The sequence below is a fragment of the Xenophilus arseniciresistens genome (genome assembly GCF_028023875.1).
Taxonomy (GTDB): Bacteria; Pseudomonadota; Gammaproteobacteria; order Burkholderiales; family Burkholderiaceae_C; genus Xenophilus; species Xenophilus arseniciresistens.
This window is the reverse complement of the sequence record NZ_JAQIPB010000012.1, coordinates 139,229-162,282: the sequence shown is the minus strand read 5'-3', so window position 1 is coordinate 162,282 and position 23,054 is coordinate 139,229. Positions and strand designations below refer to the sequence as shown.

Here is a 23,054-nt window from a genome sequence, read left to right as displayed (position 1 = left end):
AAAGCGGAATGCCGATCAGGCCAGGCTGCCGCCGGCTGCCTCGATGGCCGCCTTGGCACCTTCGGTCGCGCCGATGCCCGTCAGCTTCACAGCCTTGGTCAGTTCGCCCGACTTGATGACCTTCACGACCTTGGCCAGCTGGCCCACGAGGCCGGCTTGCTTGAGCGCGAGCAGATCCACTTCGGCCAGGCCGAGCTTGTCCAGAGCGGTCAGCGAGACCTCGGCGTTGAACTTCAGGCTTTGCGACTTGAAGCCACGCTTGGGCAGGCGACGCTGCAGCGGCATCTGACCGCCTTCGAAGCCCACCTTGTGGAAGCCACCGGCGCGCGACTTCTGGCCCTTGTGGCCACGACCCGCGGTCTTGCCCAGGCCGGAGCCGATACCGCGGCCGACGCGACGCTTGGCGTGCTTGGCGCCCTCTGCGGGCTTGATGGTATTGAGTTCCATGTCAGAGCACCTTCACCAGATAGGCGATCTTGTTGATCATGCCGCGCACGGCGGGCGTGTCCTGCAGCTCGCTCACGCTGTTGAGCTTGCGCAGGCCCAGGCCACGCACGGTGGCGCGGTGCGACTGCTTCGTGCCGATCGGGCTGCGAACCAGCTGGATCTTCACGGTCTGTTGTTGCGTCGTCATTGCAAATGCTCCCGGTCTCAGGCGAAGATGTCTTCGACCGTCAGACCACGCTTGGCTGCGACTTCGGCCGGGGTGGTCGAGTTCTTCAGTGCGTCGAGCGTGGCGCGAACCATGTTGTAGGGGTTCGACGAACCGTGGCTCTTGGCCACGATGTCGGTGATGCCCATCACTTCGAACACGGCGCGCATCGGGCCGCCAGCGATGATGCCGGTACCCTTGGGGGCCGGCGACATCATCACGGTGGAAGCACCGTGGTGACCCGTCACCTGGTGATGCAGCGTGCCGTTCTTGATCGACACCTTCATGAGATTGCGGCGGGCCTCTTCCATGGCCTTCTGCACGGCTGCGGGCACTTCCTTCGACTTGCCCTTGCCCATGCCGACGCGGCCATCGCCGTCACCCACCACGGTGAGTGCTGCGAAACCCAGGATACGACCACCCTTCACCACCTTGGTGACACGGTTGATCGAAATCATCTTCTCGCGCAGACCGTCCTCGGGACCCTCGGCGCTCGTTCTTGCCTGAATCTTTGCCATCTTGAATTCCTGATTCGTGCGCGTTCTTAGAACTGCAGGCCGGCTTCACGCGCGGCTTCTGCCAACGCCTTGACGCGGCCGTGGTATGCGAAGCCGGCGCGATCGAACGCAACCTTCTCCACGCCGGCAGCCTTGGCCCTTTCGGCGATGCGCTTGCCGATCAGTGCGGCGGCGGTGGCATTGCCACCCTTGCCAGCACCACCGAGCGAGCTGCGCACTTCGGCTTCGGCCGTCGAGGCCGAGGCCAGCACCTTGGCGCCGTCGCCGGAAATGACGGTGGCGTAGATGTGCAGGTTGGTACGGTTCACCGTCAGACGGGCAACGCCTTGCGTGGCAATGCGGATACGGGTCTGACGGGCGCGGCGCAGGCGCTGTTCCTTTTTGGTCAACATCATGCAGCCTCTTACTTCTTCTTGGTTTCCTTGATCACGATCTTCTCGTCCGAATAACGGATCCCCTTGCCCTTGTAGGGCTCGGGCGGACGAATAGCGCGGATCTCGGCAGCCACCTGGCCGACACGTTGACGGTCGGCACCCTTGATGACGATTTCGGTCGGGGCCGGAGTGGCCACCGTGATGCCCGCAGGCATTTCCTTGTTGACGGGGTGCGAGTAGCCGACCGCGAGGTTCAGCTTCGTGCCTTGAGCCTGGGCTTTGTAGCCCACGCCGACCAGCGTCAGCTTCTTCTCGAAGCCCTTGCTCACGCCCAGCACCATGTTGTTGACCAGCTGGCGCACGGTGCCGCTCATCGCGTTCGCTTCACGCGACTCGTTGACCGGCTCGAAGCTCAGCTTGCCATCCTTGTTCGACACCTTCACCAGCGCGTTGGCGGTGATGGCCAGCTGGCCACCTGCGCCCTTGACGCTGATCTGGTCGTCCTTGATCGACACGTCCACACCTGCGGGGACGGTGACCGGCATTTTTCCGACTCGGGACATTGCTATTTCCTCCGCGTCAGGCCACGTAGCACAGCACTTCGCCGCCCACGCCATTGGCGCGTGCCTTGCGGTCCGTCATCACGCCCTTGGGGGTGGTGACGATGGCCACGCCCAGGCCGTTCTGGACCTTGGGAATGGAAGTGGCGCCCTTGTAGACGCGCAGGCCGGGACGGCTCACGCGCTCGATGCGCTCGATCACCGGACGGCCGGCGTAGTACTTCAGCGAGATTTCGAGTTCGCTCTTGCCGGCTTCGGTCTTGACCTGGAAGCCGTCGATGTAGCCCTCGTCCTTCAGCACCTGGGCGATGGCGATCTTCACCTTGGAAGACGGCACCGACACGGTGGGTTTCGCGACCATCTGCGCATTGCGGATGCGCGTCAGCAGGTCGGCGATGGGATCACTCATGCTCATAATTCTTGCTCCTGCTGCGCTTACCAGCTGGCCTTGGTCACGCCGGGGATGTCGCCGGCGAAGGCCAGTTCACGCACCTTGGCACGCGCCAGACCGAACTGGCGGAAGGTGCCGCGAGGACGGCCAGTGATTTCGCAGCGGTTGCGCTGACGGGTGGGGTTCGCGTTGCGCGGCAGCTTCTGCAGCGCCAGGCGTGCAACAGCACGCTCTTCGTCGCTCTTCTTGGCGTCGTTCGCGGTCGCCTTCAGCTCTTCGTATTTCTTCGCGTACTTGGCGACCAGCTTGTCGCGCTTGAGTTCGCGCTGGATCAAAGCAACTTTTGCCACAGGGTCACCTTTAGTTCTTGAAGGGGAAACGGAAGCCTTGCAGCAGCGCCTTGGCTTCTTCGTCGGTCTTGGCCGTCGTCGTGATGCTGATATTCAGACCACGCAGCGCATCCACCTTGTCGTACTCGATTTCCGGGAAGATGATCTGTTCCTTGACGCCGATGTTGTAGTTGCCACGGCCGTCGAAGGCGCGACCCGAGATACCACGGAAGTCACGCACGCGGGGCAGGGCCACGGTGACGAAACGGTCCAGGAATTCGTACATCTGCACGCCGCGCAGCGTGACCATGCAGCCGATGGCCTGGCCTTCGCGGATCTTGAAACCGGCGATGGCCTTGCGAGCCTTGGTCACAACAGGCTTCTGGCCGGCGATCTTGGTCAGGTCGCCCACGGCGTTGTCCATGACCTTCTTGTCGGCAACAGCTTCGCTCACGCCCATGTTCAGCGTGATCTTCGTCAGACGGGGAACCTGCATCGGCGACTTGTAGCCGAACTTCTCCGTCAGTTCCTTCGCGATCTTTTCGCGGTAGATTTCTTGCAGTCGAGCCATGGTGTACCTCAGGCAACCTTGATTTCTTCGCCGCTGGACTTGAACACGCGCACGCGCTTGCCGTCCACCAGCTTGATGCCCACGCGGTCGGCCTTGCCGGTTGCCGCGTTGAAGATCGCCACATTCGATTGGTGAATCGGCATGGCCTTTTCCACGATGCCGCCGGTGGTGCCCTTCAGGGGGTTCGGCTTGGCGTGCTTCTTGACGAGGTTGATGCCCTCGATCACCAGATGCGAGTCGTCGGCGCGCAGCGAGACCGTGCCGCGCTTGCCCTTGTCACGGCCCGACAGCACGATGACCTGATCGCCCTTGCGAATCTTGTTCATGACAGCGTGTCCTTAGAGAACTTCGGGAGCCAGCGAGACGATCTTCATGAACTTCTCGGTACGCAGTTCACGCGTCACGGGTCCGAAGATGCGGGTGCCGATCGGCTCCAGCTTGGCGTTGAGCAGCACGGCGGCATTGCCGTCGAACTTGACGAGCGAGCCGTCGCCACGACGGATGCCCTTGGCGGTGCGCACGACGACGGCGTTGTAGATCTCGCCCTTCTTGACGCGACCACGCGGCGCAGCTTCCTTGACGCTGACCTTGATCACGTCACCGACGCTGGCATAGCGACGCTTGGAGCCACCGAGCACCTTGATGCACAGGACGGACTTCGCGCCTGTGTTGTCGGCCACTTCGAGCCGGGATTCAGTCTGGATCATTGCTAGTAGTTCCCAACTTGTATCGTTGCAATCCGCCAGGCGGGCCGCGCCGATCAGTCTTGGGCCCGTCGTCCGAACACCCGGCATCAATCTGTCAAAAGATCGGGGCCTGGCGCCATCCGTCTGGGCGGAATTCCGCTTTAAATTAAAGCGAAGCCCGCGATTGTGGCACCGACTGTCGGCGCTGTCAAACGCCTGCTGTGTGCGGGAATCCAACAGCCGTGGCCGCAAGGGGCGGTCCGGGGCCGGCATGCCGGCCGCCTCATGCCGTGGCCGGACCTGTGTGGACAATCGCCCCGCACGCCATTGCGCAACACCTCTGCCTCCTGCCCCCATGACCCTCTCCTCCACTGCCCACCCCCTTCCTCCCATCGCCTTCATCGGTGGCGGCAACATGGCCGGTGCCATCCTGGGCGGGCTGCGGCGCGCCGGGCTGCCGGCCAGCCAGTTCGAGGTGGTGGAGCCCTTTGCCGCCACGCGCGAACGCCTGGCCGCCGAGCAGGGCGTGCAGGCGCAGGCCACTGCCGGCACCGCCCTGCAGCGCTGCGCGCTGGTGGTCTGGGCCGTGAAGCCGCAGGTGTTTGCGCAGGCCGCGGCGGACACCCGCGCCTTCCTGGCCCCGGGCGCGCTGCACCTGAGCGTGGCCGCCGGCATCCCATCGGACAGCATCGCCCGCTGGCTGGGCAGTGAGCACGTCGTGCGCGCCATGCCCAACACGCCCGCGCTGGTGGGCCAGGGCATGACCGGGCTGTACGCACGCCCCGCGGTCGATGCGCCCGGCCGCGCGCAGGTCGAACAGCTGCTGCAACCCACGGGCCGGCTGCTGTGGGTGGAGGCCGAAAGCGCGCTCGACGCCGTCACGGCCCTGTCCGGTTCTGGGCCGGCCTACGTCTTCTATTTCATTGAATCGATGGTGGCGGCGGGCATCGACATGGGGCTGACGCCCGAGCAGGCCCATGCGCTGGCCGTGGGCACTTTCACGGGCGCCTCGGCGCTGGCAGCGGCCAGCCAGGAGCCCCCGGCCACGCTGCGCGAGCGCGTCACCTCCAAGGGCGGCACCACCCATGCGGCCATCAGCGCGCTGGAAGCAGCCCAGGTCAAGGCCTTGTTCGGCCAGGCCATCCGCGCCGCCGAGCAGCGGGCGCGCGAACTGGCCCAGGAGTTTGGTCAGGCCAGCTAGATAAAGGGAAGCAAGCGCTGCGCTCAGCGCAGCGCGTAGTCCGCCGCCACGCCGGCGAAGACGGCGAAGCCCAGCCAGTGGTTCAGGCGGAAGGCGCGGAAGCAGCCTTCGCGCGTGCGGCCGCGGATCATCTGCCAGTGCCAGACGGCCTGCGCTGCTGCCGCTGCCAGCCCCAGGCCATAGAGCCAGCCAAGGCCGGCGACGCGCAACCCGACCACGGCCCAGATGGCGATGAACAGCGCATAGCAGGCCATGACGATGCCCACATCGGCACGCCCGAAGGTGATGGCCGAGGTCTTCATGCCGATCCTCAGGTCGTCGTCACGGTCGACCATGGCGTACTCGGTGTCGTAGGCCAGCACCCAGAACAGGTTGCCGGCCAGCAGCACCCAGGCCACCGCCGGCACGGCGCCCTGCACGGCCGAGAAGGCCATCGGAATGCCGAAACTGAAGGCGACGCCCAGCACCGCCTGCGGGACCGAGACGATGCGCTTGGCAAAGGGGTAGATGAGCGCGATGGCCAGGGCCGCGAAGGACCACAGCACGGTCGGCCGGTTGGTCGTGAGCACCAGGCAGAAGGCGGCCAGCGCCAGCGCGGCGCCCAGCCACAGGGCCTCGCGCGGCGACACCGCGCCGCTGGTGATGGGGCGCTGGGCCGTGCGCTTGACATGCCGGTCGAAGTCCCGGTCCGCCACGTCGTTGACGCAGCAGCCGGCACTGCGCATGAGGATGGTGCCGAGCGTGAACACCACCAGCAGATGCCAGCCCGGGAAGCCGCCGGCCGCCATCCACAGCGCGGCCAGCGTGGGCCACAGCAGCAGCAGCCAGCCCGCCGGCCGGTCCCAGCGGATCAGGTCCAGGTACAGGGCCAGCCGCCCGCGAGGGGCTTTGGGCATGCCCTGGGGCGCCGGGGGCAAGGTGCTGCTGCTCAAGGCCGGCTCAATCTTCCAGCAGCGAACGCAGCATCCACGCCGTCTGGTCGTGAACCGTGCAGCGGGCCGTCAGCATGTCGGCCGTGGGGGCGTCGCTGGCCTCCTCGGCCACGGGGATGAACTCGCGCGCGATGCGCGAGACCGTTTCGTGGCCCTTGACCAGGATGCGCACCATCTCCAGCGCCTTGGGCGGCGTCTGCGGCACGTCGGGCACGGTCGCGATCTTGCTGAACTCGGCATAGGAGCCGGGCGCATAGTGGCCCAGCGCGCGGATGCGCTCGGCGATCACGTCGGTGGCGTTCCACAGTTCCGTGTACTGCTCCATGAACATGGCATGCAGCGAGTTGAAGTGCGGACCCGTCACGTTCCAGTGGAAGTTGTGGGTGGTCAGGTACAGGGTGTAGGTATCGGCCAGCACGCGCGACAGGCCTTCGGCGATGGCTTCGCGGTCGGCGCGGTCGATACCGATGTTGATCAAGGGCGCGGCACGGCCGCCGGACTCGGGCGCGACCAGCTCGCCGCCCTTGGCGGGCACGGTGCCCTTGCTGCTCTTCTTGATGTCCTTGATCGACTTGGCCATAAGTTACCTCTTGGAAATGACAAACACGATGGGTCCTGATGAGCTGGTGGCGCGCCGCGCCGGCTCAAGCCAATGAACTCTATCGCAGCGATGCGCCATGGCAATGGCACCCGCGTAGGGCGAGACCGCAAAGCGACGCGACCTGGACGCCGCGCCTTCACCTCACGACAGCCGCGCCACACCGGGCAGCTCGCAGGCATAGATGGCGTTGCGCAGCGCTGCGATGGCCTCGTAGCGCGTGAAGCTGCGCCGCCAGGCCAGCACCACGCGCCGCGTGGGCGGCTGGCCGTCCTGCGTGTCGCGGATGGGCAGATAGCGCACGATGGGCTCGAGCTCCCGCGCGCGGCCGCGCGCCGGCTTGCCCTCGCGGGGCGCCAGCGCCTCCTCGGGCACCGACAGGCGCGGCACCAGCGTCACACCCATGCCTGCGGCCACCATGTGCTTGATGGTCTCGAGCGAGGAGCCTTCGAAGCTCTTGCGGATGCCTTCGGCGCTGCTGGAAAAGCGTGCGAACTCGGGGCACACCTCCAGCACATGGTCGCGGAAGCAGTGGCCCGTGCCCAGCAGCAGCATGGTTTCGTTCTTGAGCTCTTCGGTGCTCAGCCACTCGCGGGCGGCCAGCGGGTGGCTGGCCGGCACGGCCGCCAGGAAGGGCTCGTCATACAGCGGTGCCATGGCCAGTCCGGTGTCGGGGAAGGGCTCGGCCATGATCGCGCAGTCGATCTCGCCCGCACGCAGCATTTCCAGCAGCCGCACGGTGAAGTTCTCGTGCAGCATCAGCGGCATCTGGGGCGTGCGCGCGATGTTCTGACGCACCAGGTCGGGCAGCAGATAGGGCCCGATGGTGTAGATCACGCCCAGGTTCAGCGGGCCGGCCAGCGGGTCCTTGCCGCGCTTGGCGATCTCCTTGATGCTGGCCGCCTGGTCCAGCACGGTCTGCGCCTGCTGCACGATCTGCTCGCCCAGCGGCGTCACCGTGACTTCGCCCGCGCTGCGCTCGAAGAGCTTGACTTCCAGTTCGTCTTCCAGCTTCTTGATGGCCACCGACAGCGTGGGCTGCGAGACGTAGCAGGCCTCGGCCGCCTTGCCGAAATGACGTTCGCGCGCGACGGCGACGATGTATTTGAGTTCGGTCAGGGTCATAGCTTTCATCAATTATGAGCCGGTGGCCGGTCGAACGCAGCCTTTTGACCGCGCCGGCGGTCCAGGCAATGCGCGCGCAGCAGGCGCGAGAATCCGCCGATCCCCTCGAAAAGACCGCCATGAGCCTGGCCACCTACCTGCTGTTCCTGCCCGCCTGCTTCGCGCTGAACCTGGCCTTCGGCCCCAACAACCTGCTGTCGGTGGGCAACGGCGCGCGCTGGGGCGTGGGCCCGGCCGTGCTGGCGGCCAGCGGGCGGCTGCTGGCCTTCGCGCTCATGATCGCGGTGGCGGGTGTGGGCATGGGCGCGCTGCTGGCGGCCTCGGCGCTGGCCTTCAACATCGTCAAGTGGCTGGGCGCCGCCTACCTGATCTGGCTGGGCATCAAGCTGCTGCGCGCACCCGCGCCGCAGGGCCTGGCCGAAGCGACCGACGCCGCACGGGCCCCCGACCTGCGCGCGCTGGCGCGCCAGGAGTTCGCCGTCGCCATCGGCAATCCCAAGGCGATTCTGGTCTTCACGGCCTTCTTTCCGCAGTTCGTGGCGCCCGACGCCTATGCGACGAGCTATCTGCTGCTGGGCCTGAGCTTCCTGCTGCTGGAGGTGGTGGCCATCGTGCTGTATGCGCTGCTGGGCGCGCGCGTGCGCCGGCTGGCCAGCGGCGGCGCCGCCATGCGCTGGTTCAACCGCGCCAGCGGCAGCATGATGATCGGCTTCGGCCTGCTGCTGGCGGCCACGCGCCGGCCCGGCACCTGAACCGCGCGCAGATCAGGCCTTGAGGTATTCGGCGCGCGTGCCCAGCCAGCGGTCCACCTGCCGCTGCGCGGCCTGCGGGTGGCGGTCCAGCAGTTGCGGTGCCACGTCGCGCGCCCACTCCAGCAGGCGCGCATCGGTGCTCAGGTCGGCAAAGCGAAGCAGCGGGGCGCCCGACTGCCGCGCGCCCAGGAACTCGCCCGGGCCGCGGATCTCCAGGTCGCGCCGCGCGATCTCGAAGCCGTCGGCCGTCTCCACCATGGCCGTGAGCCGTGCGCGCGCGGCCTCGCCCACGCGCCCGCTGTCGCCGGTGGCATAGAGCAGCACGCAGGCCGAGGCCGCCGCGCCGCGTCCCACGCGCCCGCGCAGCTGGTGCAGTTGCGACAGGCCGAAGCGCTCGGCGTGCTCGATCACCATCAGCGAGGCATTGGGCACGTCCACGCCCACCTCGATCACCGTGGTGCTCACCAGCACATGCAGGGTGCCGGCGCTGAAGTCGGCCATCACGGCCTGCTTCTCGGCCGTGGGCATGCGGGAGTGCAGCAAGCCGACCCTGACCGCGTCCCCCAATGCATCGGCCAGTTCGTCGCGCGTGGCGGTGGCGTTGCGCAGGTCCACGGCCTCGCTTTCCTCGATCAGCGGGCACACCCAGTACATCTGCCGCCCCTGCGCGAGCTGGCCCTGGATGCGGTCGATGACCTCGTCGCGCCGGTGCTCGGCCACCAGCTTGGTCACGATGGGCGTGCGCCCGGGCGGCAGCTCGTCGAGCGTGGACACGTCCAGATCCGCGTAGTAGCTCATGGCCAGGGTGCGCGGGATGGGTGTGGCGCTCATCATCAGCAGATGCGGCTCCAGGGCCTGGCCGGGCTGCGCGGCTTCGCCGGCCTTGCCGCGCAGGGCCAGCCTCTGTGCCACGCCAAAGCGGTGCTGCTCGTCCACGATGGCCAGCGCCAGCCGCGCGAAGCGCACCTTGTCCGAGATCACGGCATGGGTGCCGATGACCAGCGCCGCCTCGCCGCTTTCCACGGCCGCCGTCATGGCCTCGCGCTCCTTCTTCTTCTGGCTGCCGGTGAGCCAGGCCACGCGCAGGCCCTGCGCGGCCAGCAGCGGATCGAGCCAGCCCACCAGCTTGCCGAAGTGCTGGGCCGCGAGGATTTCGGTGGGCGCCATCAGCGCGCACTGGAAGCCCGCGTCGATGCAACGCGCCGCCGCCAGCGCCGCCACCAGGGTCTTGCCCGAGCCCACGTCGCCCTGCAGCAGCCGGTGCATGGGCCGCACGCGGGCCAGGTCGGCCGCGATCTCCTGATCGGCCCGGGCCTGCGCGCCCGTGGGCGCGAAAGGCAGCGCGGCCAGCAAGCGTGCATGCAGCGATTGCGGCTGCGTCGCATCGGCCTGCAGCACGGGCGCGCGCTGGGCCTCGCGCGCGCGGCGCGCCTGCAGCTGCGAGAGCTGCTGCGAGAGCAGCTCATCGGCCTTCACGCGCAACCAGGCCGGGTGGCTGCGATCCTCGAGCGCGGCCATCGCCACATCGGGCGCCGGGTGATGCAGAAAGCGCAGGGCCTCGCGCAGCCCCCAAGCCCCATGCGGACGCAGCGCCTCGGGCAGCAGTTCATCCAGCGGTGCGCGCGCCAGCCCGGCCTGCACCGCGCGCCGCAGCACGGGCTGCGGCAGACCCGCGATGGTGGAGTAGACGGGCGTGAGCGCCAGCGGCAGCGGCGTGCCCGCGGCCTTCACCACCGGCTGCATCATGGTGCGACCGACGAAGCCGCCGCGCACCTCGCCGCGCACGCGCAGGCGCGCACCGGGCGCCAGCTGCTTTTGCTGCGAGGGGTAGAAGTTGAAGAAGCGCAGCTGCACCGTGTCGCTGCCATCGTCCAGCGTGGCGATCAGCTGGCGACGCGCGCGGTAGACCACCTCGCTGTCGACGATCACGCCCTCCACCTGCACGGTATCGCCATCACGTGCATGGGCCAGCTGCTGCAGGCGCGTCTCGTCCTCGTAGCGCATGGGCAGATGCAGCGCGAAGTCGATGTCGCGCACCAGGCCCAGCTTCCTGAGCGCGCGCTGGGTGGCGTTCTCGCCGCTGCCCGGCGGGGCTGCAACGCCGGCGCTCGGCGGCGGCGCGGCATCGGCAGGCTTGTCGGCTTTCTTGCGGGCGGGCATGGGAGAATTCTGCCCTCCTCTTGGCACGGGCTCGTCCAGCCCTCAAGCGCATGCGCTCCTCCTTCACGCTTTCCGATTTCGACTTTTCGCTGCCCCCCGAACTGGTGGCGCAGCACCCGGCCCCCGAACGCAGCGCCTCGCGGCTGCTCGATGGCACCGGCCCAGATCCCCTTCAACCGACCGACCGCATCTTCCGCGAGCTGCCAGACTTGCTGCAGGCGGGCGACCTGCTGGTGTTCAACGACACCCAGGTGGTCAAGGCGCGCCTGTTTGGCGAGAAGCCCACGGGCGGCAAGCTTGAACTGCTGGTCGAGCGCGTGCTGATGGGCCAGGAAGTGGTCTGCCACATGAAGGTCAGCAAGAAGCCCCCGGTGGGCACCGTGCTGAACATGGTCGGTGGCTTCACGGCCACGCTGCTGGGGCGCTGGCCCGAAGAAAACGGCCCGCTGTTCCGCTTTGCCTTTCAAAGCCCGGCCGGCGAAGACCCGTATGCGCTGATGGCGCGCTGCGGCCATGTGCCGCTGCCGCCCTACATTGAACACGGCGATTCCGAAGACGACGAGCGCCGCTACCAGACCGTGTTCGCGCGTGTGCCCGGCGCCGTGGCCGCGCCCACGGCCGCGCTGCATTTCGACGAGGCGCTGCTGGCCCAATTGGAGGCGCGCGGCGTGCAGCGCGCCAGCGTCACCCTGCATGTTGGCGCGGGCACCTTCCAGCCCGTGAAGGCCGAGAACATCGCCGAGCACACCATGCATTCGGAGCGCTACGAAGTGCCCGCGGCCACGCAGCAGGCCATTGCCGACTGCCGCGCGCGCGGCGGCCGCGTGGTGGCGGTGGGCACGACCACCGTGCGCACGCTCGAATCCTGGGCTGCCAGCGGCCAGCCCAGCGGCGACACGCAGATCTTCATCACGCCCGGCTTCGCCTTTGCGCATGTCGACCTGCTGATCACCAACTTCCACCTGCCCAAGAGCACCTTGATGATGCTGGTGAGCGCCCTGGCCGGCTACGAGCGCGTGATGGCGCTGTACGCCCACGCCATCCGCGAGCGCTACCGCTTCTTCAGCTACGGCGACGCCATGCTGCTTGCGCGCGCACACCACTGACCCCACCATGCTGCAATTCGACCTGCTGACCACCGACCCCGACAGCCACGCGCGCCGGGGCACGCTCACGCTCAACCATGGCGTGGTGCAGACCCCCATCTTCATGCCCGTGGGCACCTATGGCACCGTCAAGGGCGTGATGCCGCGCAGCCTGGAAGACATGGGCGCGCAGATCATCCTGGGCAACACCTTCCACCTGTGGATGCGCCCGGGCCTGGACGTGATGCAGTCCTTCGGCGGGCTGCACGGCTTCGAGCAGTGGAACAAGCCCATCCTCACCGACTCGGGCGGCTTCCAGGTCTGGAGCCTGGGCGCGATGCGCAAGATCACCGAGGAAGGCGTGCACTTCCAGAGCCCCGTCAACGGCGACAGGCTCTTCATGTCGCCCGAGGTCAGCATGCAGATCCAGACGATCCTGAACTCGGACATCGTCATGCAACTGGACGAATGCACGCCCTACGAAACCAACGGCAAGAAGACCACCGAAGCCGAGGCGCGCAAGTCCATGGAGATGAGCCGGCGCTGGGCGCTGCGCTCCAAGGCCGAGTTCGAGCGCCTGGGCAACCCCAACGCGCTGTTCGGCATCGTCCAGGGCGGCATGTACACCCACCTGCGCGAGGAATCGCTGGCCGCGCTGGTGGAGATGGACTTCCCGGGCTATGCGGTGGGCGGCGTCTCGGTGGGCGAGCCCAAGGACGAGATGCTGGAGATCATGGCCCACACGCCGCACCTGCTGCCGGCCAACAAGCCGCGCTACCTGATGGGTGTGGGCACGCCCGAAGACCTGGTGCAGGGCGTGGCCGACGGCGTGGACATGTTCGACTGCGTGATGCCCACGCGCAATGCGCGCAACGGCACGATCTTCACGCGTTATGGCGACCTGAAGGTGCGCAACGCGCGCCACAAGACGGACCATCAGCCGCTGGACCCGAGCTGCACCTGCTACGCCTGCGCCGGCACCTCGGGCGTGAGCTGGGAACAGGGCGGGCGTCAGGGCTTCAGCCGCGCCTACCTGCACCACCTGGACCGCTGCGGCGAAATGCTGGGCCCCATGCTGACGACGGTGCACAACCTGCACTACTACCTCAACCTGATGCGCGAGGTGCGTGAGGCGCTGGACGCGGGCAGCTACACGGCCTTTCGCGCGCGCTTCAAGGCCGAGCGGGCGCGCGGGGTCTGAGGCGCGGCCCTCCTCCTTCAAAAGCTCCAAAAGCAACAAACCCGGCCGAGGCCGGGTTTGTTTTTTCAGGGCTCAGAGAAAGACGATCAGTCCTTGAGCTCGGGTGGCAGCGTGCCGCCGTTGGCCGCGATTCGGCTCATAACCTGCTTGTGCAGCCAGATGTTCCAGGCGGCCGAGCCGGGCTCGTCGTTGCCGGTGTAGATCAGCTCGTTGGCCAGTTCCTTGCGCGCGGCCAGGCTGCTGTCCAGGCCCAGCAGCTTGAGCAGATCGACGATGGAGGTGCGCCAGTTCAGGGCCGCTGCGCCGGGCATGGCGTCGAGGATGGGCGCCACGTCCCCCAGCGGGATGGAAGGCGGCGGTGCCGGCACGGCCGGCGCGCCCGCAGCAGCGGGCGCGGGCGGCGCGGCCACCACTTCGGCCGCGTTGGCGGACGGAAAAATCTTGGAAAAAATCTTGCCGAAAAAGCTCATGAATCAACTCCTCGTTGTTCGAGTGGCGGCGCGGCGGATCGCCAGGCCAGCCTCGGACTGCGCGCGGTTGCAGCGCAGGCCGTAGTTCTAACACTCAAGGGCGACGCCTTTGGTAAGCAAGCACTACTGACCGTGCAGAATGCCCACTCCGTCCGGCGATGTGCCGGCCGCCGCGGGCAGCTGGCCGCCGGACTTGGCCGGCTCGCCGCAGTCGGGGCAAAAGCGCGAGAAGGCGCTCTTGCGCGCCTGGCAGTGGCCGCAATGGTCGAACACGCCGATGCCGCAATGCGGGCAGAAGTTGAGCGCGCCGCCGGTGGCCTGGCCCGCCGCGGCAGCCTTCAGGTCCACCGGCCTTTCGCAGCCCGGGCACACGCCCTTGGCCAGGCGCGCCAATGCCGTGTCGTAGCCCAGGGCCTCGCGCCGCTGCTCGGCCGAATGGGCTTCGGCCTCCCGCTGGCGTGCCAGGTAGCGCTGCAGGCCCACGATGGCATAGCGCCCCACCAGCGCCGTGATGAGCAGGCCCACGATGTAGCGCACATAACCGCCGTAGCTGGGCAGGTAGGGCACCAGCTCGACGAAGAAGGCGAAGAGCGCGAACAGGATGAAGCCCCAGACGAAGGGCCACCACGGGCTTTGGCGCTTCTTCGCGAACAGCCAGCCGGCCAGGGCCAGCAGCGGCAGCGTCAGCGCGAGCCGGTACAGGAACACGCGCAGCTCCACGCGGCGGCGCTCGGCCCGCAGTTGCTCGCCGGCCTCGGCCTCAAGGGTCTGCAACTGATGGACGCTGGCTTCGCGGGCCTGGCTCAGGTCCAGCCGCTGGCGGCGCAAGGTGCTCACGCGCGCCTGCGCCTGGGCCTCGGCCGCCTTGAGCGCGTCCAGCGCCTGCGTGCGCTGGATCAGCTCGGTGTCCTGCGCGGGCAGTTGCGTGGCGCGCCGCGTGGACAGCCAGTTCGAGAAGGTCTCGCGCGCATTGCGGCTGCTCTGCTCGGCCGCATCCAGCGCCAGGGCGGCCTGGTCGATCTCGCGCCGCACCTGGTCCAGGCCGGTGTCGGCCTGCTCGATTTCGGCGCGCAGGCGCTCGCCCTCGCCGGCCGGCATGAACTGCGACAACTCCAGCGGCCGCTCCACGCGTGGCAGGTCGCTCACCAGCGTGCCGCCCAGGCCAATCAAGAAGCCCGCGAAGACGAAAGCCACCAGCCACAGGCCGCGGCGGAACCATTTTTCGGAAAGGCGCAGCGATTTGCTCATATGCGATCAAGTCTCCGTTCAGGAGGTCTGTGCCAGCAGGGCCACGCGCTGCTGCATGGCCTGTGGCGCCTGCTCGGCCTGCGGCATGGCCGCGCCGATGTTCAGCCCCACGCGGCTGAAAAAGCCGCGGCGGAAGGGCCGCACCATGGCCACGTTCTGGCCCTCGCGCACCTCGATGCGGCTGAAGAAGGAGCCCCACAGCTGCGTCAGCGCCATGGGCACCACGGGGGCTTGAACGCCTTGGGCGCGCGCCATCTCCAGGATCTTCATCACGCCGCCCTTGAAGGGTTGAAGCTGCCCGTCGCGCGTGATCGCGCCTTCGGGGAAGATGCCCAGCAGATCGCCCTCGCGCAGCACGGCCACGGCTTCGGCAAAAGCCTTCTCGTAGGCCTGCGGGTCGTCCTTCTGCGCGGCGATGGGAATGGCCTTGGCCAGGCGGAACAGCCAGCCCAGCACCGGCACCTTGAAGATGCGGTGGTCCATGATGAAGCGGATCGGGCGCGGGCTGGCGGCCATCAGCAGCACGGCGTCGACAAAACTCACGTGGTTGCACACCAGCACCGCGGGGCCGTCGGTGGGAATGTGCTCGTCGCCGCGCACCTTGTAGCGATACACCAGGCGCGAGGCCACCCAGGCCACGAAGCGCAGCAGGTATTCGGGCACGAGCAGGAAGATGTAGAAGGCCACCAGCGCGTTGGCGATGCCGGTGATCAGGAAGATCTGCGGAATGCTCAGGCCCGCGGCCAGCAGCGCGCCCGCGATCAGCGAGCTGCCGATCATGAACAGCGCATTGAGGATGTTGTTGGCCGCGATGATGCGCGCGCGGTGCGTGGGCTGGCTGCGCAACTGGATCAGCGCGTACATGGGCACGCTGTACAGCCCCGCGAAGAGCGAGAGCAGCGCCAGGTCGGCCATCAGCCGCCAGTGCGCGCTCTGCGCCAGGAAGGTGGCCAGCCCCATCACCGGCGCAGCGGGCAGCGCGCGCGAGGCGAAGTACAGGTCGATGGCGAACACGCTCATGCCGATGGCGCCCAGCGGCACCAGGCCGATCTCCACCTGCCGGCGCGAGAGCACCTCGCACAGCAGCGAACCGATGCCGATGCCCACCGAGAACACCACCAGCAGCAGCGAGGCCACCTGCTCGTTGCCATGCAGCACGTCCTTGGCGAAGGCCGGGAAGTTGGACAGGAACACCGCGCCGAAGAACCACATCCACGAAATGCCCAGCAGCGAGCGAAACACCACGCGGTTGCCATGGGCCAGCCTGAGGTTGCGCCAGGTTTCGCTGACCGGGTTCCAGTTGATGGCCAGGCCCGGGTCGGTGGGCACCGTCAGCGGAATGGCCTGCGCCGTGGCGCGCCCCGCCAGCGCCAGCAGCACGCAGGCCAGCGCCACCACCGTGGGGCCGATGCCCGGCAGCGCCACCAGCAGCCCGCCGGCCACCTGGCCCAGCAGGATGGCCACGAAGGTGCCCATCTCGATCATGCCGTTGCCGCCGGTGAGCTCGCGCGCGTCCAGCACCTGCGGCAGGTAGGCGAACTTCACGGGCCCGAAGAGCGTGGAATGCAGCCCCATGAGGAACACGCAGCCCAGCAGCACCGGCACCTGCGCGGCCCAGAAGCCCCAGGCGGCCAGCACCATGATCGCGATCTCCAGGTTCTTGACGAAGCGGATGATCGCCACCTTCTCGAACTTGTCGGTCAGCTGGCCCGCGGTGGCCGAAAACAGCAGGAAGGGCAGGATGAACAGCGCCCCGATCACCAGCCCGGCCTGCGCAGGCGGCAGCCAGCTCAGTTGCAGCTGGTAGGTCACCATCACGGTGAAGGCGAACTTGAAGAGGTTGTCGTTGGCCGCGCCCGCGAACTGCGTCCAGAAGAAGGGCGCGAAGCGCCGCTGGGCGAGCAGCGCGAACTGGTTGGCGTGCGCGTTGGCCCCCGGTTGCGTCGGGTTCGAAGCCGTGGTGCTCATGGATGACCTTTCCCTCGCGGCGGGGCGCCTGCAGCCGCGCTGCGGCGCCGTGCAATTTCTGGTTGTGGTGGCAGGGGTGCCGGTGAAGCCGGTCAGCGGCCCGGGCATTGTGCAGCAGCCCCCTGGCGGCGCTGGCGTGCCAGCATCTGCAGCACGGGCCAGGCCGCGCCGGCCGCCACCAGGTGCTTGAGCGTATGGCCCGAAATGGCCTGCGCCGTGCATTCGTAGACCGCGTGATCGGCCAGCTCGAAGGCTTTGGCCAGCGCATAGCAGCCGATGACCCAGCCCAGCCGCAGGCCGGCCGCGCCGGGCACGGGCTTCAGCCACGCCAGCCACAGCACCAGCCCCATGCCGCCGAACTGCACCAGCGCCCAGGGCAGCACGTTGCCCGTGTCGGCATGCACGGCAGCCGCCAGCAGGCCGCCAGCCAGCGCGACCCAGGCCGTGGCCCAGCCGGCGCGCAGCGAGACCCTTTCGCACACGGCCAGGCCGATCAGCCCGGCAAAGGCCACGGCCATGCCCGCACGGTCGGCCGCCAGACGCAGCGTGTCGGGCGCCAGGTGGTAGAAGGCCGAGCCGGCGGCCGTGCTCAGCAGGCCAACGAAGAACAGCCACGCACAGTCCAGCGTGCTGCCCGGCACGCGGCCTTCGGGGCCGTCCACATGCCGCAGCTGCCACAGGCCCCACAGCCCCAGCAGCGCGAACGGCAGGTTGCTCAGCACATCCATCGCATGCGGCAGGCTGCGCCAGGCGCGGTCATCGGCAAAGCTGCCCAGCGCCAGAGCCGGCGTGGCCAGCGCCGGGGCCAGCAGCGCCAGCATGAACAGCAGCGCGAAGACGCCGGCCAGCGTGCGTTCGCGGCGGCTCCAGGTGGCGCGCCAGCGGCGCAACAGACGGTAGACCGGGCGGCGCCGACGCGGCGCATGGCTCAGGGCAAGGGACGGGGACGGCATCGGCGCTCTCCTGCAAAACAGTGGCGCGACTGTAGGCAGCACCCCTCTGAAAAGGGCCTACGGATCGATACGGCTGCGAAATTCCGGCTCACTGGTATCGATTTTTTGTACCATCGCCCGCATGAGCACCTCCATCGACCTGGTCCAGGCCATCAAGAACGAACTCAAGTCGGCCCGCATGACCTATGCAGACCTCGCGCGGCTGCTGGGCATGGCCGAGTCCAGCGTCAAGCGCATGCTGGCCAAGGGCGACATGCCGCTGTCGCGCGTGGACGCGATCTGCCGCGCGCTGAAGATGGACTTTGCCGACCTGGCGCGGCGCGTGGCCGACGCGCAGCCGCTGCTCAAGGAACTGTCGGTGGAGCAGGAACGCGCCGTGGTGCGCGACCGCAAGCTGCTGCTGGTGGCCATCAGCGTGCTGAGCCAGTGGACGCTGGAGCAGATCGTGGCGGCCTATCGCATCAGCGAGCCCGAATGCATTGCGTGCCTGGTGCAGCTGGACCGCATCGGCATCATCGAGCTGCGGCCCCTGAACCGCTACCGCCTGAAGCTGGCCAAGACCTTCCGCTGGCGCCCGCACGGCCCGGTGATGGACTTCTTCCGCGAGCATGTGGTGATGGACTACTACCGCGGCGGCTTCGGCGGCCCGGCCGAAGGGCTGCTGCTGGTGCATGGCTCCATCAGCCGCGCGCTGGCGCCGGCCTTTCTGGAGCGGCTGCAGCGCGTGGCGCAGGACTTCGCGCAGCAGCACCAGACCGACCAGAAGCTTTCGCCGCAGGACCGAGAGGGCTACACCCTGCTGCTGGGCATGCGCAACTGGGAGTTCGAGTGGTTCACCCAGTTGCGGCGCACGCAGGCCACGCCGGCGGCGCGCGGCGGCGCCTCGCGCTGAAGCCGCGCGCGCTCAGGAGGCGTGCGGCCAGGCTCTGAAGGCCGCGAGCGATTCCGCCTGGGCCGAGAACGCGGCGGGCAGCGGGAAGGCTTCTTCGGACACCATGCCGGGCAGCAACTGCTGCGTGAAGTGCCAGCTCACGGCCATGCAGATGCCCGCCTGCCCGATGGGCTGGCCGCCCGCGGCGCCGGGCGCGGGCGCCTGCTGCAGCTCGGCCTGCAGCTCGCCCCAGGCCGCGTGCATCTGCGCCTGCACGCGCGACAGCCAGGGTGCATGCTGCTTCTCGGCCGGGCGCAGCTCCCGCTCGTACACCGCCTGCACGGCCTTGTCGCAGGCCGCCAGGGCCAGCCCGGCCAGGCGCAGCGCGCGCGGCTGCTGCGCGGGGTCGGCCGGCCAGAGGCTGCGCGCCGCGCCGGCCCGCGCCTCGGCATGCAGCAGGATCAGGTGCGAATCCATCAGCACCGTGCCGTCCTCCAGCACGAGGGTGGGCGCCTTGATCACCGGGTTGATCGCCGCGAAGGCTTCCATCTGCCTGAACACCGACACGGGCCTGGACGCGAAGGGCAGACCCAGCAGTTCGAGCGAGATGGCCGTGCGCCGCACGTAGGGCGAGTCGAGCATGCCGATCAGTTGCATCATTTTTTCAATCTGGCTTTTGAACAAGAAAAGGGGATCCGCCGCAGCGGGGGGCTTCCGAATCTAGTGGGAAACCACGCCGCTCACCAGCCAACCGGCCCTAATCGCCCCGCTCGTCCACCACGAACACCGTCAGCACGCCGGTGTAGCCATACAGGTGGTGGCGCGCGATCTCGCCGCCGGCGAAAAAGCCGGTCAGCGGCACGTCGCCCAGTGCGTGGCGCACGATCTGCAGCTCGGCGTGGGGGCCGCCGAAGTGCGCGCCGCCGCGGCCCACGCAGCTCACGTACACGGCGCCGGCCATGCGGCGCGCCAGGTGGGGCGCGGCGTCGGCCTCCCCTGCCGCCATGGCCCGGGCCACGTCCAGCGGCTGTTCCTCGGGCTCGAGCTCCTCGCGAATTTCGGCGCAGATGCGCATCAGGTCGGCGCGTGCGGCCTGGGCATTGCGCCGGCACCAGGTCAGGTGCATGCCGGGCTGCACCTCGTCGGCCACGGCCACGCCGCGCCGGTTCGGGTCCAGGCCGATGATGTGGCGCACGCGCGTGTCGTTGCCCAGGCTGCGGGTGCGGTGGGTGTCCTCACCCTCGCCCGGCGACGACAGCCCGGCCAGAGTGGCGCGCACGGCGGCGATCGCCTGCTCGGGCTCTTCCAGCGAGATCTGCAGCGTCTCCAGCAGCCGGTCCAGCGCGGGCTCGCCGTCGAGCGTGAGGATCAGGTTGCCGTCGGCCGCGGTGATCTGCTGCTCCACGCCCAGCGGCTGGCAGCCCTGGGTGACGCGCGAGAGCACGCGCACCTGCGGCCCGAAGGCCACGCCCGAAAGGCCACCGCGCAGCACGCCGCCTGCGGCCCCCTGCCCTTCGCCTGCGGCGAACTGCAGCGCGCCCTGGCGCGCCGACGACAGGCCTCCGAAGAGATAGCCGGTGCCGGTGCGGCCGGCCACCTCGGCCACCAGCTCGGGCAGCTCGGGGCTTTCGCCGTCGGCGTGCACGAGCGCGGTATTCGCACGGAAGCCTGCTGCGGCAGGCCCATCGCCTTCGTTCCCGTGCCCCAGCGGCGCCACACCCGAGAACACGCGGAACTGGCCGGCCGGCAGCGCGCACAGCAGCACGCTCATGGCCGGCTCATCGATGTATTCGACGTTGTTGGCCACCACGCCCAGGCCCACGGTGCCGGCCCAGTCGGTGACTTCGGGCAGCGCTTCGCGCAGGTGGGCGAGGATCTGCTCGGCCTGCGAGGCGTAGTGGTCGGTGATGTAGAGCAGGCCCAGCGTGGGCTGGCTCGCGTAGTCGGGCTGCGCCATCTGGGCGCGCAGCTGGGCCAGCACCAGGCCGGCGGCCATGGGCCACTGCGGATGGGTGGCATGGCCGGAGGGAAAGAGTTTCATCAGGGAGTCATGCAAGGCGCCGCAGCGCCCGTATCAACAGGAATTCATCGCCGGCCGGCCACCGGCGTCAGCGGCGCGGTGCGGCCGGTGACTTGCGCGCGGGCGTGGCGCGCGTGCCGCCCTTGGCCTTCGGCGCGCCGGCGCCCTTGCGCGCAGCAGTGGTGGGCTTGTTGGCAGGCTTGGCCGCGGCGGCCTTCTTCGACGCCGCAGGGCTTGCAGCCGCGGCGGGGGCCACGCCGGGCACGATGGGCATGCGCAGCTGCGCGGCGTCCTGCATCGCGTGGCTGGCGATCTGCTGGAACTGCTGGGTCAGCGAGTTCCACCACTGCAAGGTGTCCACCACGCCGGCAGCGCCGGGCGCCGCCTTGGCGCCGCCCTTCTTCTTCGCGGACGGGGGCTCGACCGCTTCGGCTTCGGGCGCCGGGGCTTCGGCGGCGGCCTCGGCCTCGACCTCGGCTTGAGGCTCGGGCTCGGGCGCCGCGCTGCTTTGCGGGGCCGGAGCCGAAGCAGGGCCGGGGCCGGCGGCCTCGCGCATGGCCGCGGCGGCGCTGGCCGTGCTGCGCGTGAAGGCGTTGGCCAGGTCCTCCATGCGCACGTTCATGCCCTGCAGGGTGGAGAGCGTCATCTTCTGCACCTCCAGCGCCTGGATGGTGGCCTTGAGCGCATGCACGTTCTGCTCCAGCCAGTACTGCACGGTCTTGAGTTCGTGGATGCGCTTGTCCAGCTCTTCCACGCTCAGCGTGGGCGCCACCCAGCTCGACAGCCCGGACAGGCCCGGCACGGCGCCACCGGCCCCTGCGCCCGTGAGGCTGCGCAGGAAATCGAAGCCGGGCACGAACTGCGAAAAGGCGAAGGGCTTGGCGGCATCGGTCATGGCGGGTCTCCTGAAAGTGTGGGACAGGCAGGCAGCTTCCGGGTCTGCGGGCTGCCAGCTTAACGCAGCCGCCGCGCGCCTTTTCCTGCCCGCCCGGGCGGCCCGAACCCACGCGCGCTTGGCACAATGCGGTGTTTCACTGGCGCAGCGCGCGACGCGCAGGCGCGTTTTTTCTTCTTCCCTCGTCATCACCGGGCCTGCATCGCCGCCCGCACGAGCGCGGATGCCCTCCCCCGGGGCGCAACGTGCATCCGGCAGCCAGCAAACCCGTTCCCCGGACGCTTCCCATGCCCGTCATCCAACTGGACATCGCCCAAACCGTCGCCGTCGCAGCCGTGCTGCTGGCCCTGGGCGAATACATCAAGAAGCGCGTGCCGCTGTTCTCGCGCTACTTCATCCCCTCGCCCATCATCGGCGGCCTGCTGTTCTCCATCGTGGCGCTGATCGGGCACCAGTGGGGCCTGTTCAGCTTCCAGTTCTACGAGAACTTCCGCAGCTTCCTGCTGCTGGTGTTCTTCACCACCATCGGCTTTTCGGCCAGCTTCGAGCTGCTCAAGAAGGGCGGCGTGGGCGTGGCCCTGTTCCTGTTCTGTGCCGTGTTGCTGGTGTGCATCCAGAACGCGGTGGGCACGGCGCTGGCGCAGGCGCTGGGCGCGCATCCGCTGATCGGCCTGGCGGCGGGCTCCATCTCGCTGACCGGCGGCCACGGCACCTCGGCAGCCTTCGGTCCGCTGCTGGAGCAGGCCGGCGCGCTGGGCGCGCTGCCCGCGGCCATTGCCGCATCGACCTACGGCCTGGTGGCCGGCTGCGTGATCGGCGGCCCGGTGGGCACGCTGCTGCTGCGCCGCCATGGGCTGCAGGGCCCGCGCCATGCACCGGCCGAGGACGCGCCGGCACAGGCGCTCATCGAAACCGCGGCGCCAGCGCAGGGCGATGCCGACGACACCATCCTGCGAGCCGTGATCCTGCTGATGGTGGCCATCGGCCTGGGCACGCTGCTGGTGAACTGGCTCAAGGCGCTGGGCCTGACGCTGCCCGCCTACCTCGGCCCGATGCTGATGGCCGCGCTGATGCGCAACCTCATCGACTGGCGCAACTGGCAGTTGCCGGGCCGCCAGTTCGAGGTGGTGGGCAACGTGTCGCTGGCCTTCTTCCTGACCATGGCCCTGATGTCGATGAAGCTGTGGGAGCTGGCGGCGGTGGCCGGGCCGCTGCTGGTCATCCTGCTAGTGCAGACGGCCATCATGTTCGCCTTCGCGTACTTCGTGACCTTCCGCGTGATGGGCCGCGATTACGACGCGGCCGTGATCGCCGCCGGGCATTGCGGCTTCGGCCTGGGCGCCACGCCCAACGCCATGGCCAACATGCAGGCCTTCGCGCGCGCCAACGGCCCTTCGTTCAAGGCCTTCTTCGTGATTCCGCTGGTGGGCTCGCTGTTCATCGACTTCTTCAACGCGGTGATCATCACCAGCTTCATGGGCTTTCTCAAATAGC

27 protein-coding genes are annotated in these 23,054 nt (G+C 68.6%); 6 read left to right on the top strand and 21 right to left on the bottom strand.

Annotated features, from left to right (window positions below):
* Positions 1-15: 15 nt before the first annotated feature.
* Genes rplO through rplN form a run of 10 tightly spaced genes read right to left on the bottom strand, consistent with a single transcriptional unit; the run spans position 16 to position 4,102 of the window.
* On the bottom strand, positions 16-447 hold the full coding sequence (gene rplO, locus PGB34_RS21515) for a 50S ribosomal protein L15 (protein ID WP_271430154.1): 432 nt from the start codon (positions 445-447) through the stop codon (positions 16-18).
* Between the two features lies 1 nt (position 448).
* On the bottom strand, positions 449-634 hold the full coding sequence (gene rpmD, locus PGB34_RS21510) for a 50S ribosomal protein L30 (protein ID WP_271430153.1): 186 nt from the start codon (positions 632-634) through the stop codon (positions 449-451).
* Positions 635-651: 17 nt separating this feature from the next.
* Positions 652-1,170: a 30S ribosomal protein S5 gene (gene rpsE / locus PGB34_RS21505; RefSeq protein ID WP_271430152.1), complete on the bottom strand. Its 519-nt coding sequence runs from the start codon at positions 1,168-1,170 to the stop codon at positions 652-654.
* A gap of 26 nt (positions 1,171-1,196) precedes the next feature.
* A complete protein-coding gene (rplR, locus tag PGB34_RS21500) occupies positions 1,197-1,562 on the bottom strand; it encodes a 50S ribosomal protein L18 (protein ID WP_271430171.1) in 366 nt (121 codons plus the stop codon).
* Between the two features lie 11 nt (positions 1,563-1,573).
* Positions 1,574-2,107 (bottom strand): 50S ribosomal protein L6, encoded by a 534-nt coding sequence (gene rplF / locus PGB34_RS21495; RefSeq protein ID WP_271430151.1) that lies wholly within the window; start codon positions 2,105-2,107, stop codon positions 1,574-1,576.
* Between the two features lie 16 nt (positions 2,108-2,123).
* Positions 2,124-2,519, bottom strand: a complete 396-nt coding sequence (gene rpsH / locus PGB34_RS21490) for a 30S ribosomal protein S8 (RefSeq protein WP_271430150.1) — start codon at positions 2,517-2,519, stop codon at positions 2,124-2,126.
* Positions 2,520-2,539: 20 nt separating this feature from the next.
* Complete coding sequence (gene rpsN, locus PGB34_RS21485) at positions 2,540-2,845, bottom strand: 30S ribosomal protein S14 (protein WP_271430149.1); 306 nt, start codon at positions 2,843-2,845, stop codon at positions 2,540-2,542.
* 10 nt (positions 2,846-2,855) lie between these two features.
* The gene (gene rplE / locus PGB34_RS21480; RefSeq protein ID WP_271430148.1) at positions 2,856-3,395 is read right to left on the bottom strand and encodes a 50S ribosomal protein L5; all 540 of its coding nucleotides are present in this window, start codon (positions 3,393-3,395) and stop codon (positions 2,856-2,858) included.
* Between the two features lie 8 nt (positions 3,396-3,403).
* Positions 3,404-3,721, bottom strand: coding sequence for a 50S ribosomal protein L24 (rplX, locus tag PGB34_RS21475; RefSeq protein ID WP_271430147.1), 318 nt, complete (start codon positions 3,719-3,721; stop codon positions 3,404-3,406).
* Between the two features lie 12 nt (positions 3,722-3,733).
* Positions 3,734-4,102 carry a 50S ribosomal protein L14 gene (rplN, locus tag PGB34_RS21470; protein ID WP_017760917.1) on the bottom strand — a complete coding sequence of 123 codons (369 nt, stop codon included), beginning with the start codon at positions 4,100-4,102 and terminating at the stop codon, positions 3,734-3,736.
* 334 nt (positions 4,103-4,436) lie between these two features.
* Here rplN and proC point away from each other — a divergent pair, with 334 nt between their 5' ends.
* Positions 4,437-5,282, top strand: coding sequence for a pyrroline-5-carboxylate reductase (gene proC / locus PGB34_RS21465; protein WP_271430146.1), 846 nt, complete (start codon positions 4,437-4,439; stop codon positions 5,280-5,282).
* A gap of 23 nt (positions 5,283-5,305) precedes the next feature.
* On the opposite strand, the gene ubiA is transcribed toward proC, so the two are convergent.
* The 3 genes from ubiA to PGB34_RS21450 form a co-directional block, all read right to left on the bottom strand.
* Positions 5,306-6,178: a 4-hydroxybenzoate octaprenyltransferase gene (ubiA, locus tag PGB34_RS21460; RefSeq protein WP_271430145.1), complete on the bottom strand. Its 873-nt coding sequence runs from the start codon at positions 6,176-6,178 to the stop codon at positions 5,306-5,308.
* A 43-nt stretch (positions 6,179-6,221) separates the two neighbouring features.
* A complete protein-coding gene (locus PGB34_RS21455; protein WP_271430144.1) occupies positions 6,222-6,794 on the bottom strand; it encodes a Dps family protein in 573 nt (190 codons plus the stop codon).
* Positions 6,795-6,956: 162 nt separating this feature from the next.
* The gene (locus PGB34_RS21450) at positions 6,957-7,937 is read right to left on the bottom strand and encodes a LysR substrate-binding domain-containing protein (RefSeq protein ID WP_271430143.1); all 981 of its coding nucleotides are present in this window, start codon (positions 7,935-7,937) and stop codon (positions 6,957-6,959) included.
* A gap of 119 nt (positions 7,938-8,056) precedes the next feature.
* Here PGB34_RS21450 and PGB34_RS21445 point away from each other — a divergent pair, with 119 nt between their 5' ends.
* Complete coding sequence (locus PGB34_RS21445; RefSeq protein ID WP_271430142.1) at positions 8,057-8,689, top strand: LysE family translocator; 633 nt, start codon at positions 8,057-8,059, stop codon at positions 8,687-8,689.
* Positions 8,690-8,701: 12 nt separating this feature from the next.
* Here the strand turns inward: PGB34_RS21445 and recG are convergent, their stop codons facing one another.
* Positions 8,702-10,849: an ATP-dependent DNA helicase RecG gene (gene recG, locus PGB34_RS21440; RefSeq protein WP_271430141.1), complete on the bottom strand. Its 2,148-nt coding sequence runs from the start codon at positions 10,847-10,849 to the stop codon at positions 8,702-8,704.
* A gap of 50 nt (positions 10,850-10,899) precedes the next feature.
* On the opposite strand from recG, the gene queA reads away from it, so the two are divergent.
* Complete coding sequence (queA, locus tag PGB34_RS21435) at positions 10,900-11,955, top strand: tRNA preQ1(34) S-adenosylmethionine ribosyltransferase-isomerase QueA (protein ID WP_271430140.1); 1,056 nt, start codon at positions 10,900-10,902, stop codon at positions 11,953-11,955.
* Between the two features lie 7 nt (positions 11,956-11,962).
* Entirely contained in the window at positions 11,963-13,135 is a 1,173-nt protein-coding gene (tgt, locus tag PGB34_RS21430) for a tRNA guanosine(34) transglycosylase Tgt (RefSeq protein WP_271430139.1), read from the top strand.
* 86 nt (positions 13,136-13,221) lie between these two features.
* On the opposite strand, the gene PGB34_RS21425 is transcribed toward tgt, so the two are convergent.
* The 4 genes from PGB34_RS21425 to PGB34_RS21410 all read right to left on the bottom strand — a co-directional run bounded on the left by PGB34_RS21425 (position 13,222) and on the right by PGB34_RS21410 (position 17,774).
* Complete coding sequence (locus PGB34_RS21425; RefSeq protein ID WP_271430138.1) at positions 13,222-13,605, bottom strand: DUF3597 domain-containing protein; 384 nt, start codon at positions 13,603-13,605, stop codon at positions 13,222-13,224.
* A 123-nt stretch (positions 13,606-13,728) separates the two neighbouring features.
* Positions 13,729-14,853 (bottom strand): serine endopeptidase, encoded by a 1,125-nt coding sequence (locus tag PGB34_RS21420; RefSeq protein ID WP_271430137.1) that lies wholly within the window; start codon positions 14,851-14,853, stop codon positions 13,729-13,731.
* A gap of 18 nt (positions 14,854-14,871) precedes the next feature.
* Complete coding sequence (locus PGB34_RS21415) at positions 14,872-16,821, bottom strand: MFS transporter (protein WP_271430136.1); 1,950 nt, start codon at positions 16,819-16,821, stop codon at positions 14,872-14,874.
* 92 nt (positions 16,822-16,913) lie between these two features.
* A complete protein-coding gene (locus tag PGB34_RS21410) occupies positions 16,914-17,774 on the bottom strand; it encodes a hypothetical protein (protein ID WP_271430135.1) in 861 nt (286 codons plus the stop codon).
* Between the two features lie 121 nt (positions 17,775-17,895).
* Here PGB34_RS21410 and PGB34_RS21405 point away from each other — a divergent pair, with 121 nt between their 5' ends.
* Positions 17,896-18,666, top strand: a complete 771-nt coding sequence (locus PGB34_RS21405; protein WP_271430134.1) for a helix-turn-helix domain-containing protein — start codon at positions 17,896-17,898, stop codon at positions 18,664-18,666.
* A 12-nt stretch (positions 18,667-18,678) separates the two neighbouring features.
* Here PGB34_RS21405 and PGB34_RS21400 read toward each other — a convergent pair whose 3' ends face one another.
* The 3 genes from PGB34_RS21400 to PGB34_RS21390 form a co-directional block, all read right to left on the bottom strand.
* On the bottom strand, positions 18,679-19,302 hold the full coding sequence (locus PGB34_RS21400; protein ID WP_271430170.1) for a glutathione S-transferase family protein: 624 nt from the start codon (positions 19,300-19,302) through the stop codon (positions 18,679-18,681).
* A gap of 100 nt (positions 19,303-19,402) precedes the next feature.
* Positions 19,403-20,686 (bottom strand): FIST signal transduction protein, encoded by a 1,284-nt coding sequence (locus tag PGB34_RS21395; RefSeq protein ID WP_271430133.1) that lies wholly within the window; start codon positions 20,684-20,686, stop codon positions 19,403-19,405.
* A gap of 67 nt (positions 20,687-20,753) precedes the next feature.
* Positions 20,754-21,560, bottom strand: a complete 807-nt coding sequence (locus PGB34_RS21390; RefSeq protein WP_271430132.1) for a PhaM family polyhydroxyalkanoate granule multifunctional regulatory protein — start codon at positions 21,558-21,560, stop codon at positions 20,754-20,756.
* A gap of 287 nt (positions 21,561-21,847) precedes the next feature.
* Between PGB34_RS21390 and gltS the strand changes: the two genes are divergently transcribed.
* The gene (gene gltS, locus PGB34_RS21385) at positions 21,848-23,053 is read left to right on the top strand and encodes a sodium/glutamate symporter (protein WP_271430131.1); all 1,206 of its coding nucleotides are present in this window, start codon (positions 21,848-21,850) and stop codon (positions 23,051-23,053) included.
* The last annotated feature ends 1 nt before the right edge of the window (position 23,054 follow it).